This is a genomic window from Sphingomonas sp. MMS12-HWE2-04 (assembly GCF_044881185.1).
Classification (GTDB): domain Bacteria; phylum Pseudomonadota; class Alphaproteobacteria; order Sphingomonadales; family Sphingomonadaceae; genus Sphingomonas.
On the sequence record NZ_CP173254.1, the window covers coordinates 3,065,467 to 3,079,617 of the forward strand.

Here is a 14,151-nt window from a genome sequence, read left to right on the forward strand (position 1 = left end):
CATGCGCATCGGAGTTGTGGCACCGGCACGGACGATCAGCCGCGAATCGTCGCTGCGGATGTCGGCGTTCATGGCGCTGACCTATCCCCAGCACGACATCGTCTATCATCCGCAGTGCTTCGAGGAGGCGGGCCATTTCGCCGGCCCCGACGAGCTGCGCGCCAGGGCCTTCCTCGAATTCGCCAACGATCCGGCCTTCGACGCGATCTGGTTCGCGCGCGGCGGATACGGATCGAACCGCATCCTCGACACGATCATGCCCCAGCTCGGCCCCGCCGCCCGGCACAAGACCTATATCGGCTTTTCCGACATGGGCTTCATGCTCGGCGCGCTCTATGCCCGGCGGATCGGCCGCCAGGCGCACGGGCCGATGGCAAGCAGCATGGGCAAGAACGACAGCGGCGAAGGCGCCGGCTGGGTGCTCGGCTGGCTGATCGACGGCGACCGCCGCGGACTCGAGCCCGGGCTCGACGGCCGCCCCGCCGCGGCGTTCAACCTCGCCATCCTGACCGCGATGATCGGCACCCAATGGCTGCCCGACCTCACCGACCATGTCCTGCTGATCGAGGAAGTCTCCGAGCCGCTTTACCGGATCGATCGGATGCTGTTCCAGATGGCCTATGCCACCCAGCTCAAGGGCATCGCCGGCGTGCGGCTGGGCGCTGTCAGCGAAGTGCCCGACAACGACGTCGATTTCGGCGAGACGATCGAGCAGATGATCACGCGCTGGTGCCGCGACATGGGCGTGCCCTATCTCGGCCGCGCCGAGATCGGCCATGTCGAACTGAACCGGGTGGTTCCGTTCGGCGTAGCGTGAGGCGCGGCAGCCGGATCGTGGTGCGGCGCGGCCGGTAGCTCGGTTGACACAGTTGACACGAAACGCGGGTTTGGCGGGCGCCCGGTTAGCGGCGGTGATGCCCAACCAAGTGGTGCGGAGTGCTCGGTTGACAGAGTTGACACCAAAAGCGGTGTCGCAGGGCGCCTGGTCGACACGGTGGTAGCCGCACGCGGTGTCGCGGGGGCTCCGGTTGACCGCGGCGATGCCCAACCAAATGGTGCGGATTGCTCGGTTGACAGAGTTGACACCAAAAGCGGTGTCGCACGGCGCCTGGTCGACACGGTGGTAGCCGCCCGCGGTGTCGCGGGGGTTCCGGGTGACCGCGGCGATGCCCAACCAAATGGTGCGGATCGCTCGATTGACGGAGTTGACGCGTAACCCAGCGTTGCCGCGCGCCCGCTCTGCGAACGCTCGCGACCTGCGGCCCGCCGCTTCGCTCGACGAAATTGACACTCGACGCTGCACCGCGCGTACCTCGCTCGACACGGCTGGCACGCTGGTCGGATCGCCCGATCCCGACTCGGCAGGCACAGCCCTGAAGACATTGTGGCGCATCGCAGCGCCTGTAGGACAGCGCTTCGTGCCGCTCAGGCGGCGACGCGGCCGATCCGCACGAGCACGCCGTCGGGATCGCTCACGGCGAACTCATAGGTGCCCCAGGGCTTCAGGTGCGGTGCGTCCTTCTCGATGATCCGCTCGCGCACCCGGTCCGCCACGGCATCGACGTCCTCGACATAGAGATACAGCCCGAAGGGATTATGCAACGGGATGACCCAGCCCGGCTCGGCGCGGTTGAGATGGAGGTGCCAGCCCTTGCCATCGGCGAGGATGCGGTAATGGCCGTAATCGCTGACCAAGGCGAAGCCGAGCTGCTCGTAAAAGGCCTGGCTGCGGTCGAGATCGTTGCACGGCAGGATGGCAGTGACAGCGTGGCTCTGGGTCATCGGCGCCGCCTCCTCGCGGTTCAGTCGAGCGGATAGAGCGCGGCGGCGACCCAGCGCAGCTCGGCGCGGAGCACGCCCCAGGCGCGCGCCGCGGCACGGCTGTCCATCGGCTCGACGCCGATCCCGCGCGCGCCCAGCGCCTCGGTGAAGGCGCGCGGCGGGCGCACCAAGGTGGCGCCGGTGCCGAGCAGCAGGAATTCGGGCTGGGGCGACAGCGCGAGCAGCGGCGCGATATCGTCCGGGGTGAGATCGGCAATCGGGGGCGGCGACCAGCCATCGGCCCGTTCGGGGCTGATCAACAGCCCTTCATAGACCCCGTCATCGACCTTGAAGCCGCGGCCCGAAAAGCCCGAGATCAGCGGGCCCTCCGCGCTGCGGCGTTCCATCTTCATCCGCTCAGCCGATGCGCTCGGCGCCCGAGGCCGCGCTCGGCTTTTCCTCGCGCGGACCCGGCTTGAGGCCGAGGGTAATCAGCAGCGACGAGGAGACATAGATCGACGAATAGGTGCCGACGACGACGCCGAGCATCATCGCCGCGGTGAAGCCGCGCAGCACATGGCCGCCGAAGATCAGCAGCGAGGCGAGCGCGATCAGGATGGTCAGCGAGGTCATCACCGTGCGCGGCAGCGTCTCGTTGACCGACAAGTCGATCAGCTCGCTCATCCCCATCTTGCGATATTTGCGCATATTCTCGCGGATGCGATCGTCGATCACCATCTTGTCGTTGATCGAATAGCCGATGATCGTGAGCACCGCGGCGACGATGTTGAGATCGAAGGTGAACAGCTCGCGGAACAGCGCGAAGAAGCCCAAAGTCATCAGCACGTCGTGCAGGATGGCGACCGCGGTCGACACGCCGAACTGCCATTCGTATCGCAGCCAGGAGAAGATCGCGATGCCGATGATCGCGAGGAACACCGCGAGCACGCCGTTCTGGATCAGCTCGCCCGAGACCTTGCTGGAGACAGTGGAATAGTTGCTGAAGGTCGCGCCGGGGAATTTGGCGGCGAGCGTGCTCTTCACCTGCTCGACCATCTTGTCGACCGCGCCTTCGTCAGTCGAGTTCGGCAGCGGCATGCGGATCGACACGGTGTTCGCGCCGCCCAGCTGCTGGAGCGTGCTCTCGCCATAGCCGAGATTGTTGACCGCCGAACGGACCTGATCGAGCGGCGGCGGCGCGGCGAACTTCTCCTCGATCGAGACGCCGCCGGCGAAGTCGACGCCATAATTGAGCCCGCGCGCCGCCAGCAGCACGAGCGCCGCGACGGTGAGCAGCGCCGTCACCGCAAAGGCGATGTGGCGGATACGGACGAACCCGATATTGGTGTTGTCCGGAATGATCTTGAGGAGCCGCATGGTCCGGGCGTCCTTAAATGTGGATTTCGCTGGGCCGGTTACGGCGCAGCCAGATCGAAACGAGCATCCGCGTGAACACCACGGCGGTGAACACCGAGGTGGCGATGCCGAACAGCAGCACCACCGCGAAGCCGCGGATCGGACCCGAGCCGAGGATCAGCATGATGAAGCCGGCAATGGCGTGGGTGACGTTGGCCTCGAAGATCGTGCGGCTGGCTTCCTTATAGCCGAGCTCGACCGACTGAGTGACGCTGCGCCCCCGACGCCGCTCTTCGCGGATGCGCTCGTTGATCAGCACGTTGGCGTCGACTGCGGTGCCGATGGTCAGCACGAAGCCGGCGATGCCCGGTAGCGTCAGCGTGGCGTTGAGCAGACCCATCATCGCAAGGATGACCAGCACGTTGATGATCACCGCGATCGTCGCATAGATGCCGAAGCGACCATAGGTCAGGATCATGAACGCGATCACCGCGACGACAGCGATCACCGAGGCGGTGATGCCCGCGCGGATCGAATCGTTACCCAGCTCAGGGCTGACGGTGTTTTCGGAAACGACCTTGAGCGGCACCTTGAGCTTGCCCGAGCGCAGCGCGATCGCGAGCTCGTTGGCGCTCTGGACGGTGAAGCCGCCGTTGATCACTGCGCTGCCGCCGAGGATCGGCTCGTTGATCCGCGGCGCCGAGATGACCACGTTGTCGACGATGATCGCGAAGGGCTTGCCGCTGTTTTCCTGGGTGACGCGCGCGAAGCGCTTCGAGCCAGCGCCGTTGAGCTGGAGCGTGACGCCCGGCGCGCCGGTCTGCGGATCATAGGACTGGCTGGCGTTGACCAGCATGTCGCCGGTGATCATCACCTCGCGCTGGAGCGCGATCGTGCCGCCGCCTTCGGCATAGGGCAGGATGATCGAGCCGGCCGGGGCAATGCCCTTGGCCAGATCCTGCGGGTTCGCCGTGGTATCGACCAGGCGGAATTCGAGCTTGGCGGTCTTGCCGAGCAGCTGCTTGAGCGCAGTCGGATCGTTGAGGCCGGGGACCTGGACGACGATGCGGTTGCTGCCTTCGCGCACGACGGTAGGCTCGACCGTGCCGAGCGCGTTGATGCGGCGCTCGACGACTTCGCGCGCGTCGTTCATCGCCTCTTCGACCGTGGCGTTGATGCCGACCTGCGTGGGGGTGAGGACGAAGCGCGTCGAATCGACGACGGCGATGTCCCAGTCGCGCTGGCCGGTGGTGGCGACGCCGTTGGTGAGCGGCAGCAGCTTTTCGCGCGCGGCATCGACCTTCGAGGGATCGCGCACCATGAAGCTGAGCTTGCCGCCCTGCACCGAGATGTCGCCGATATCGACCTTCGGATCCTGGCGCATCGCGGCGCGCACCTGATCGCGCATGCCCTCGAGCCGCGACTGGGCGACGTCCTTGGTATCGCCCTCGAGCAGCAGATAGCTGCCGCCGGCGAGATCGAGGCCCAGGTTGATCGCGGGCTTGGGAACCCAGCTAGGCCAGGTCTCGCGCACGCTCTTGGGGACGAAACTCGGCACGGCGAGCAGGACCATCAGCGCGATGCCGATGGTGATCGACAGGACCTTCCAGCGGGGAAAATCGAGCATCAGTCGTTCGCGGGCTTGCCGCCGCCGAGCGGGCGGACCTCAGTGAGCGTGCCCTTGAGCGCGCGCACCTTCATGCCGGGGGCGAGCTCGACTTCGATCTCGCGCTCTTCGACCTTGGTGACCTTGCCGATCAGCCCGCCGCCGGTGACGACGGTGTCGCCCTTCTTGACGGCCTGGATCGCGCCCTGAAGGTCCTTCATCCGCTTTTGCTGCGGACGAATCATCAGGAAATAGAAGGCGACAAAGATGAGGACGAGCGGGAGGATCGAGACGATCGCGCCTGCGGAGCCGCCCTGTCCCGCCGCGCCGGCGGCTTGTGCATATGCTGGAGTGGCGAACATGGTTTCCGGATGCCAGAGTGGAGGGCGCGGAATCCGCCCCCGTTCAAGCCGCGCGAGCTATCACGCGCGAACAGGGCGTGCAACTATTGTCGGGGCCAGCCCGTGCCGCCTAAGGATTCCGCAGCGCGCCGCTTGCATCCGCCGCGCGACCCGCCTAATGGGCGCAGCCTCGGTCGGGGCGTAGCGCAGCCTGGTAGCGCATCACACTGGGGGTGTGGGGGTCGCAGGTTCGAATCCTGTCGCCCCGACCAAGAATTCCACACCTTGTGATGCGCAGCCGCCGGTTCGGCGCACGCTGCGCGCGTCTTCAGACATTGTCCCGCTTCTAGGCGTCGGGGAGCATGGCGGTTGCCTGGTCGTCGGCAGCGCTGCGGACGAAATGGTCGAGCAGCCAGGCGGCGGCAGGGCCGGGCGGCGCGTCGCGGCGATGGATGCCGCAGAAGCGATAGGCGCCGCCGGGATTCTCGGGCATCACGAGGCGGACGAGCGTGCCGTCGATCAGGTCGGGCTCGACCATCGGCAGCGGCATGTTGCCCCAGCCAATCCCTTCGCGCAGCAGCGCGTGCTTCGCGCCGAGATCGGCGAGCCGCCAGGTGCGCGGGCTCTGCACCGCGAAATCGCGCCCGGCGGTGATCGGCGAGCGATCGGTGAGGACGAGCTGGATATGATCGCGCGCGGCGCCGGGCGGGATCGGATGGAGCCGGGCGAGCGGGTGATCGGGCGCGGCAACGGGGACGAGCTGGACGGCGCCGGCCGCGACCAGCTGAATGCCGTCGACATCGGAGGCGAGCGGGCCGCTCATCCCGATCCCGGCCTTGCCGTCGAGCACCAGCGCAGTCACCGCGCCGAGCGCCTCGACATGGAGCCGCAGCGACACGGTGGGGAATTCGGCGCGGAAGGCACGCAACACCCGGCCGAGCCGATCGGTGGGCAGCATCACGTCGACGGCGAGGCTGACTTCGGCCTCGAGCCCTTCGAGCAGGCCCTTCACCTTGGCGCGCAGCCCGTCCATGCCCTGCGCGATCGCGCGCGCCTCGGCGAGCACCGCCCTGCCCGCGTCGGTGAGCTGCGGGCGGCGGGTGCCCGCGCGATCGAACAGCGTCACGCCAAGCTGCAATTCGAGCTGGGCGATGCCGTAGCTCACTACCGAGACCGCACGGTTGAGCCGGCGGGCCGCTCCGCCGAAGCTGCCCGCTTCGACCACGGCGAGGAACAGGCGGAGCTGGTCGAAGGTTGGCGTGCCGGGGTTCACTGTTCAACTTTCTCGAACGATTTCGACGATTTTATCTCACTGAACACGATAGCGGACAAGGCCTACATCCCGGTCATCGAGAGCGGCCCGGTGCCGCCCACCAATAGACCAAAGGGAGTTTCACCATGATCGAACTTCGCCCCTATGACAGCCTCGGCGGCGCCAACCATGGCTGGCTCGACGCCAAGCATCACTTCTCGTTCGCCAACTATCAGGACGAGAACCGGGTGCATTGGGGCAATCTGCGCGTCTGGAACGACGACACGATCGCACCGAAGACCGGCTTCCCGCCGCATCCGCATCGCGACATGGAAATCATCACCTATGTCCGCAAAGGCGCGATCACCCATCAGGACAATCTGGGCAACAAGGGTCGTACCGAGGCCGGCGATGTCCAGGTGATGAGCGCGGGCACCGGGATCACCCACTCCGAATATAATATGGAGGACGGCGAGACGCAGATCTTCCAGATCTGGATCATCCCGACGCGCAGCGGCGAAAAGCCCGCCTGGGGCGCCAAGCCCTTCCCCAAGGGCGACCGCGCCGGCCAGTTCGTGGTGCTCGCCAGCGGCTATGACAACGACAATGACGCGTTGCCGATCCGCACCGATGCCCGCGTCGTCGGCGCAACGCTGAAGGCCGGCGAGACTGCCGAATATACGATCGGTGCCGACCGCAAGGCCTATCTCGTCCCCGCCACCGGCGCGATCGACCTCGACGGCATCCGCGTCAACGCCCGCGACGGCGCCGCGATCAAGGACCTCGAGACGATCACGATCACGGCGATCGAGGACAGCGAGATCGTCCTCGTCGACGCCGCCTGACCCCCCTGCCGCCGGGCTCCCTCTGCCCGGCGGCTCCCCTTTTCGACTGTTTGGAGACTTATCATGGCTACGCGTATCGAAACGGCTTCCCCCTCGACCGACCTCACCAGCTATGCGCCCTTTGCCGGCCGCGTGCTGATCGCCGCGATCTTCCTGCTCAGCGGATTGAGCAAGCTTGCGGCGCCCGCCGGCACGATCGGCTATATCGCCGCTGCCGGCCTGCCGCTTCCCGAGCTAGGCTTCGGCATCGCGCTTCTCGTCGAGTTGGTCGGCGGCGCGCTGCTGGTGCTCGGCTATCGTACCCGGCTGGTGGCGGGCGTGCTGGCGCTGTTCAGCGTGGCGACGGCGATCTTCTTCCACGCGGCGCTGGGCGACCAGAACCAGTTCATCCACTTCTTCAAGAACATCGCGATCGCGGGCGGCCTGCTCCAGATCGTCGCGTTCGGCGCCGGCCGGTTCAGCATCGACCAGCGCTAGTTGGATCTACCAGCTTGAAGGGCGGGCTGCTTCGGCGGCCCGCCCTTTTTGCGTCAGCGCGTGTGCTCGACTGCCCAGCCGAGCGCGCGATCGGCGACATCCTCCCAGCCGCGCTCGTTGCACAGCCAGTGCGAGCGGCCGGGGAAGAGATGGAATGCAGTGACCGAAGGCGCGCGGCGCTGTCGGCGATGATTGGCGCGGACCATGCCGGGCGGCGCGGTGCGGTCCTCGGCGCCGGCGATCAGCAACAGCGGCGCGCGCGCGGAAGTGCGCCCACGCAGCCGGGTGCCGATGCCGAACAGCGTCTCGACAAAGATCCGCCCCGGCGCAGGGACGACGAACTTCTCATAGACATAGGATTTCTCGGCCGCGGGCAGCGTCTGCGCGAAGCCATGCGAGAAGCTGCGCTGCGACAGGCGCAGCACCCGGTTCCAGCCGAACAGCGTCGGCAGCGCGGTCCACAGCGCGGGCGGGCGCGGCGCCACGCCGAAGGGCGGCGCCGACGCGATCGCGACGCCGGCCGCACCCAGCCCGCGATCGAGCAGCAGCTGGGCGACCAGCCCGCCAAAGCCGTGGCCGATCAGGATCGGCGGATGCGGCAGCGCTTCGACCAGCGCGGCATGATGATCGACGATCGCGCGCAACCCCAGCCGGGCAAGCCGCGGATCGGGGCGTGCGCGCAATGCGTCGATCGGCCGATCGAAACACGGCCAGGGCGGCGCGATCACGGTCATGCCCGCCGCCTCGTAACGCTGGCGGAAGCGATCCCAGACGCTTGGCGTGAGCCAGGCGCCGTGGATCAGCACGACCGTGTCGGCCATCGCTGGTCCTATCAGCCCTTGATGAAGGCGAGCAGGTCCGGATTGATGACGTCGGCATGGGTGGTGCACATGCCGTGCGGATAGCCCGGATAGATCTTCAGCGTACCGTTCTTGACCAGCTTGGCCGAGAGCACGCCGGCATCCTTATAGGGCACCACCTGATCGTCGTCGCCGTGCAGCACCAGCACCGGCACGCTGATCGCCTTGAGATCCTCGGTGAAGTCGGTTTCCGAGAACGCCTTGATGCAATCATAATGCGCCTTGATGCCGCCCGACATGCCCTGGCGCCACCAATTGTCGATCACGCCTTGGCTGATCTTCGCGCCGGGCCGGTTGAAGCCGTAGAAAGGCCCGGTGGGGAAATCGATATAGAGCTGCGCGCGATTGGCGGCGACGCCGGCGCGGATGCCGTCGAACACTTCGATCGGCAGGCCGCCGGGGTTCTTGTCGGTCTTGAGCATCTGCGGCGGCACCGCGCCGATCAGCACGGCCTTGGCGACGCGGCCGGGCTTGGCGCGCGCGACATAGCGGGCGACTTCGCCGCCGCCGGTCGAATGGCCGATATGCACCGCGCCCTTGAGATCGAGATGATCGGTGAGCGCCGCAACATCGGCGGCATAGGTATCCATCTCGTTGCCGGTGTCGGTCTGGGTCGAGCGGCCATGGCCGCGACGGTCATGCGCGATCACGCGATAGCCGTGGCCGAGGAAGAACAGCATCTGCGTGTCCCAATCGTCCGAGGTGAGCGGCCAGCCGTGATGGAACACGATCGGCTGCGCGTCCTTGGGACCCCAATCCTTGTAGAAGATCTCGGTGCCGTCCTTGGTGGTGATCGTACCCATGTTTCTGTCTCCTGATCGGGGTGCGGCGAGCGCCGCTGATAGCGGGAAGGGAAGCGCGCTGGCGCCGGCGAGCGCCGCCGACCCGGCGAGCACGCCGCGTCGGGAGATAGCCGGATTTTGTGACGGCTGGTCGGATCGCATCGACTGGACTCCTTCGTTACGACGCTATCGGCCCCGCCGATGCGCCGCGAAATCCCGCACGGGGGCTTGCGTTCACCCTATCGGGCTACTCCCCGCCTCGGCGCCGATATGCTAGGGTAGCCGTTCCTCGGGGAGCCGATCGGCTGCTTGCCCAGGGCCGAGGGGAAGAATTGCGGCTGCTGCGCCTCATCGCCGGATTGTTGCCGCTGTGCATCGCGCAGCCGGCAGCGGCGAACGCGCTGGGTTCGGACGGGTTCACCCATAGCGGCTGGACGAGCAAGGACGGCATCCCCGGCATGCTCCAGGCGCTGGCCCAGACGCCCGACGGCTATTTGTGGCTCGGCACCTATGAGGGACTCTATCGCTTCGATGGGGTGAGCTTCGAGCATGTGCCCCCTGCCCCCGGCCATCCGGCGGGGGCGATCCCGGTGAGCGCGGTGTTCGTTGCCCGCAACGGCGATCTGTGGGTTGGCTATGCCGGCGGGGCCGGCGCCGAAATCTATCGCCACGGCGCGCTGGTGCGTGCGGGCATGCCCAACGCGCCGGGCGAAATCACCGAGTTTCGCGAAGATGCCGATGGCGCGATCTGGGCGGTCGGCGGGCGCACCCGCCGCATGCTCAAACGCTATTCGCACGGCCAGTGGCAAGCGATCGACGCGCGCTGGGGCGTGCCCGACGACGAGCCGGTATCGAGCCTGTTCGCCGCGCGCGACGGCACGCTGTGGCTCGCCGCCAAGACGCGGCTGCTGTATCTGCGCCGCGGCGCCACCCGCTTCGAGGACAGCGGGCGCCGCATCCGCGACGGCGCGAGCATGGCGCAGGATGCCGCCGGCGACCTGTGGATCTCAGACCCAAGCGGCACCTGGATGCTGCCCGATTATCCGCGCGGCCAGCGCACCGCGCACAACACGGTCTTCTACCCCGCCGCGCCGACGGTGCGACGGACGATGATCCTGTTCGATCGCGCGGGCAATCTATGGGGATCGACCTATACCGGGGGCGTCTTCCGCATCCCCCAGCCGGGCCGTTCGGCGCCCGACGCGGTGGTGCGCTATGCGAGCAGCGACGGGCTCACGTCGAACCAGGCGGTGGCGATGCTGCGCGACCGCGAGGGCAATATCTGGGCGGCGACCGAAGTGGGACTCGACCAGTTCCGCCGCGCCAATGTCGTCCAGGTGCCGCTGCCGCCCAAGACCACGGCGACAGGCTATCTGATCGCCGCGGACCAGCGCGGCAATGTCTATATTGCCAGCGGCGCGACGCTGTATCGCGTGCCTCCGGGCGGCGATCCGGTGCCGATCCTGGCCGGGCTCGACGAGCCGCGCGCGCTGTGCCGCGGACGCGGCGACGCGCTGTGGCTGGTCGAGCTGGGCAGCGTGCTGCGGCTCGAGCAGGGCCGCATCACCGCGCGGTTGCCGCTGCCCGACGCCGGCCCGACCACCGGATGCGGCGAGGATGGCGCCGGGCGGTTGTGGCTTGCCCGGCTCGATCTTGGCGTATTGCGTCGCGACGGCGATCGCTGGCAGCGGATCGCCCTTCCCGCGGCTGCCGGCCGCGCGCAGGACGTGACGATCGATGCGGCGGGCAATCCGGTGCTGGTGCTCGATCGCCGCGCATTGATGCGCATCGAAGGCAGCGAGGGGCGGCTGTGGAGCAATGCCGCGATCGGCGTTGCCGGGCTGACGCTCGTCCGCGGCATGCCCGAGGGGCTGTATGTCGCCGGCGGCACCGGGCTGGCGCGGTGGAACGGCAAGGGCTTTGCGCGGCTGTCGATCGCCGACCATCCCTGGCTGCGCGGGATTCGCGGCATGGTCCACACCCCGCGCGGCGAGACCTGGATGATCAACAACAAGGGCATCCTGCGCGTGACGACCGCCGATCTCGACCGCGCCTTTGCCGACCCGCACCGGCCGCTGGCGCACGACCTGTTCGGCGAGCAGGACGGGCTGACCAGCCGCACCCAGGGCTCGGACGGGGCGCAGATGGCGATGGGCGGCGACGGGCGGCTGTGGTTCCTTACGCGCCAGGGCGTGGTGCGCATCGATCCGGCGGCGCTGGTGCGCAACCCCACTCCGCCGCCGGTGCGCATCCGCGCGCTGACTGCCGACGGCGTGCGCCATGCCGACCCGGTTACACTCACTCTGGCGGCGGGAACGCGCAGCCTCGCGATCGACTATACTGCGCTCAGCCTGTCGGTGCCGAGCCGGGTGCGCTTCCGCTACCAGCTCGAAGGCGTCGATCCCGACTGGACGGATCCGGGCACGCGGCGCCAAGCCTTTTACACCAATCTGGCGCCGGGGACCTATCGCTTCCGGGTGATTGCGGCGAACGATGCCGGGGTGTGGAACCGCACCGGCGCGACACTGGAATTCACCGTGCCGCCGACCTTCCTGCAATCGCGGCTGTTCGTGCTGCTGTGCCTCGCCGCGGCGGGGTTGGTGCTCTGGCTGCTCTATGGATTGCGGCTGCGCGCGGTGGCGCGGCGGATGCGCGCGCGGATGGCCGCGCGGATCGCCGAGCGCGAGCGGATCGCGCGCGAACTGCACGATACGCTGCTCCAGGGCGTGCAGGCGCTGGTGCTGCGCTTTCAGCTGGTCGCCGACGATATCGCGCCCGACCAGCCCGCCCGCCGCGCGCTGGAGGAAGCGCTGGACCGCGCCGATCAGGTGCTCGTCGAGGGCCGCGACCGGGTGCGCAACCTGCGCGCCTCGGGCGACGACGGCCAGGACCTGGCGGAGATGCTGCTCGACGTCGTGCGCCGCCAGGCCTTCGCGCCGACCACCGCGATCCAGGTGGTGACGACCGGCGCGGCGAGGCCGCTCAACGCGCTGGTGCGCGACGAAGTCACCCGGATCGCCAACGAGGCGCTGTTCAACATCTGGCGGCACGCACGGGCCGGACGCGTCGAGATCGAGATTGTCTATCGCGCGGCGAGCTTTGGCGTGCGCTTCCGCGACGATGGCGTGGGAATCCCGGCGGACATCCTCAAGGCCGGACGGCGCGAGGGGCATTTCGGGCTGACCGGCATGCGCGAGCGCGCCGACAAGATCGAGGCCGAGCTGACGATCCGATCGGGCCCGGCGGCGGGCAGCGAAGTCGCGCTCCTCGTTCCCGCCGCGATCGCCTATGCGCGCAGCACCCGCCGGCGGCGGGCCAGGCGCACTGCAATGGGAGACGAACTTGCCTGACAGGATTTCCGGGGCGTCCGCTGCGCCGAAGCCGACAGGTGCGCCGGCCGCGCCGACCCGGGTGCTGATCGTCGACGATCACCCGATGTTGCGCGAAGGCATCGCTGCCGTGATCGGGCGGCAGGCCGACATGGCGATCGTCGGCGAGGCGGCGAACGGCGTCGAGGCGATCGAGCAGTATCGCGCGGGGCGCCCCGACGTGACGCTGATGGACATCCAGATGCCCGGGATGGGCGGGCTCGAGGCGATCCAGCGGATCCGCGCCGAGGATGGCGACGCCGCGATCGTCGTGCTGACCACCTATCCCGGCGACACCCAGGCACTGCGCGCGCTGCGCGCCGGCGCCGCGGGCTATCTGCTCAAGAGCTGCATCCGCAAGGACCTGCTCGACACGATCCGCACCGTCCATGCCGGACGCCGCGCCATCGCGCCCGAAATCGCGCAGGAGATCGCGCTCCACGCGCTCGACGAGAAACTCACCGAGCGCGAGACCGACATCCTGCGCCTCGTCGCCGAGGGGCACCCCAACAAGCAGGTCGCCTGGCGGCTGTCGCTGTCGACCGACACGGTCAAGGCGCATCTCAAGAACATCTTCGCCAAGCTCGACGTCGCCGACCGCACCCAGGCGGTGATCACCGCGGCGCGGCGCGGCTTTATCGACATCTGACCCGCCCTTCGTCTTGCCCAATCGCTGCACGAAGGTAGAGACGGACCGGGCCGCGTTATGGCCCGCGTTCGGGAGGGGCCAGTTGCCCATAGTCCATGTGATCGACGACGAGGACCAGGTCCGCCGCGCGGCGACCTTCCTGCTGCGCAGCGCCGGCTATGACGTGCGCGGCTATGCCTCCGGTGCGGAATTCCTGGACTTGGTCGGACGGGCCGAGGTCGGGTGCATCCTGCTCGACATGCGGATGCCGGAAATGGGTGGGCTCGAGGTGCAGGCGCAACTCAATGCGCGCGGGGTAACGATGCCGGTGATCCTGCTGGCAGGGCATGGCGATGTCGGCGCCGCGGTCGCCGCGATGAAGGCCGGCGCAGTCGATTTCGTCGAGAAGCCTATCGACGAGCGGAGGCTGCTCCCCGCGATCGATGCGGCGTGCCGCAAGCGCCCCGCCCCCGGTGCCGCCGCGACAGCCGGCGACGAGGACGGGCGGGCGCGGGTGGGCAACCTTACGGCACGCGAGCAGGACGTGCTGCGCGGGCTGGTGCGCGGGCTGGCCAACAAGCAGATCGCGCACGAACTCGGCATCTCGCCGCGCACGGTGGAGGTCCACCGCGCCAATGTGATGGGCAAGCTGGGCGTGCGCAGCCTGCCCGAGGCACTGCGCGTCGCCTTCGCCGCGGGGTTCAGCGCCGAGGCCCCGCCGGGCTGACAAAGCGGGAGGCACCGCGCGCCGACCCCTCCACGGAGATTTCCTCAACGCCTCAAGCGGGCGTCCCGAACTGGGTCGCACGAGGCGATGTTAGCGCGTCGATCGCATCGCTGAGATGCTCCGAAAACGTGCATTTCTGCGCCTTTAT

The 14,151-nt window shown here is 68.1% G+C and carries 14 protein-coding genes and 1 tRNA gene; 7 read left to right on the plus strand and 8 right to left on the minus strand.

The window, feature by feature from the left end:
* Nucleotide 1: 1 nt before the first annotated feature.
* Nucleotides 2-817: an LD-carboxypeptidase gene (locus tag AB2M62_RS14255; protein ID WP_404334778.1), complete on the plus strand. Its 816-nt coding sequence runs from the start codon at nucleotides 2-4 to the stop codon at nucleotides 815-817.
* A gap of 608 nt (nucleotides 818-1,425) precedes the next feature.
* Here AB2M62_RS14255 and AB2M62_RS14260 read toward each other — a convergent pair.
* The 5 genes from AB2M62_RS14260 to yajC are packed head-to-tail and all read right to left on the minus strand — an operon-like array spanning nucleotide 1,426 to nucleotide 5,085.
* On the minus strand, nucleotides 1,426-1,782 hold the full coding sequence (locus tag AB2M62_RS14260; RefSeq protein WP_404334780.1) for a VOC family protein: 357 nt from the start codon (nucleotides 1,780-1,782) through the stop codon (nucleotides 1,426-1,428).
* Nucleotides 1,783-1,802: 20 nt separating this feature from the next.
* Complete coding sequence (locus AB2M62_RS14265; protein WP_404334781.1) at nucleotides 1,803-2,174, minus strand: Mth938-like domain-containing protein; 372 nt, start codon at nucleotides 2,172-2,174, stop codon at nucleotides 1,803-1,805.
* A 4-nt stretch (nucleotides 2,175-2,178) separates the two neighbouring features.
* Nucleotides 2,179-3,138 carry a protein translocase subunit SecF gene (secF, locus tag AB2M62_RS14270; protein ID WP_404334783.1) on the minus strand — a complete coding sequence of 320 codons (960 nt, stop codon included), beginning with the start codon at nucleotides 3,136-3,138 and terminating at the stop codon, nucleotides 2,179-2,181.
* Nucleotides 3,139-3,151: 13 nt separating this feature from the next.
* Nucleotides 3,152-4,744, minus strand: coding sequence for a protein translocase subunit SecD (gene secD / locus AB2M62_RS14275; protein ID WP_404334785.1), 1,593 nt, complete (start codon nucleotides 4,742-4,744; stop codon nucleotides 3,152-3,154).
* Nucleotides 4,744-5,085 (minus strand): preprotein translocase subunit YajC, encoded by a 342-nt coding sequence (gene yajC, locus AB2M62_RS14280; protein WP_404334787.1) that lies wholly within the window; start codon nucleotides 5,083-5,085, stop codon nucleotides 4,744-4,746. The genes secD and yajC overlap by 1 nt, the downstream gene beginning before the upstream one ends.
* Before the next feature lie 174 nt (nucleotides 5,086-5,259).
* Between yajC and AB2M62_RS14285 the strand changes: the two genes are divergently transcribed.
* Nucleotides 5,260-5,336: transfer RNA gene (locus tag AB2M62_RS14285), tRNA-Pro, on the plus strand.
* 74 nt (nucleotides 5,337-5,410) lie between these two features.
* Here the strand turns inward: AB2M62_RS14285 and AB2M62_RS14290 are convergent.
* The gene (locus AB2M62_RS14290; protein WP_404334789.1) at nucleotides 5,411-6,337 is read right to left on the minus strand and encodes a LysR family transcriptional regulator; all 927 of its coding nucleotides are present in this window, start codon (nucleotides 6,335-6,337) and stop codon (nucleotides 5,411-5,413) included.
* Nucleotides 6,338-6,462: 125 nt separating this feature from the next.
* On the opposite strand from AB2M62_RS14290, the gene AB2M62_RS14295 reads away from it, so the two are divergent.
* Both AB2M62_RS14295 and AB2M62_RS14300 read left to right on the plus strand, forming a co-directional pair.
* Nucleotides 6,463-7,161, plus strand: coding sequence for a pirin family protein (locus tag AB2M62_RS14295; protein ID WP_404334791.1), 699 nt, complete (start codon nucleotides 6,463-6,465; stop codon nucleotides 7,159-7,161).
* 63 nt (nucleotides 7,162-7,224) lie between these two features.
* Nucleotides 7,225-7,638, plus strand: coding sequence for a DoxX family protein (locus tag AB2M62_RS14300; RefSeq protein ID WP_404334792.1), 414 nt, complete (start codon nucleotides 7,225-7,227; stop codon nucleotides 7,636-7,638).
* A gap of 53 nt (nucleotides 7,639-7,691) precedes the next feature.
* Here AB2M62_RS14300 and AB2M62_RS14305 read toward each other — a convergent pair whose 3' ends face one another.
* The gene (locus AB2M62_RS14305; RefSeq protein ID WP_404334794.1) at nucleotides 7,692-8,459 is read right to left on the minus strand and encodes an alpha/beta hydrolase; all 768 of its coding nucleotides are present in this window, start codon (nucleotides 8,457-8,459) and stop codon (nucleotides 7,692-7,694) included.
* An 11-nt stretch (nucleotides 8,460-8,470) separates the two neighbouring features.
* Nucleotides 8,471-9,301 (minus strand): alpha/beta fold hydrolase, encoded by an 831-nt coding sequence (locus AB2M62_RS14310; RefSeq protein WP_404334796.1) that lies wholly within the window; start codon nucleotides 9,299-9,301, stop codon nucleotides 8,471-8,473.
* A gap of 311 nt (nucleotides 9,302-9,612) precedes the next feature.
* Between AB2M62_RS14310 and AB2M62_RS14315 the strand changes: the two genes are divergently transcribed.
* The 3 genes from AB2M62_RS14315 to AB2M62_RS14325 all read left to right on the plus strand — a co-directional run bounded on the left by AB2M62_RS14315 (nucleotide 9,613) and on the right by AB2M62_RS14325 (nucleotide 14,003).
* Nucleotides 9,613-12,630 carry a two-component regulator propeller domain-containing protein gene (locus tag AB2M62_RS14315; protein WP_404334797.1) on the plus strand — a complete coding sequence of 1,006 codons (3,018 nt, stop codon included), beginning with the start codon at nucleotides 9,613-9,615 and terminating at the stop codon, nucleotides 12,628-12,630.
* The gene (locus tag AB2M62_RS14320; protein ID WP_404334799.1) at nucleotides 12,623-13,297 is read left to right on the plus strand and encodes a response regulator; all 675 of its coding nucleotides are present in this window, start codon (nucleotides 12,623-12,625) and stop codon (nucleotides 13,295-13,297) included. Before AB2M62_RS14315 ends, AB2M62_RS14320 begins: the two co-directional genes overlap by 8 nt.
* Nucleotides 13,298-13,379: 82 nt before the next feature.
* Nucleotides 13,380-14,003 (plus strand): response regulator transcription factor, encoded by a 624-nt coding sequence (locus tag AB2M62_RS14325; RefSeq protein ID WP_404334801.1) that lies wholly within the window; start codon nucleotides 13,380-13,382, stop codon nucleotides 14,001-14,003.
* The last annotated feature ends 148 nt before the right edge of the window (nucleotides 14,004-14,151 follow it).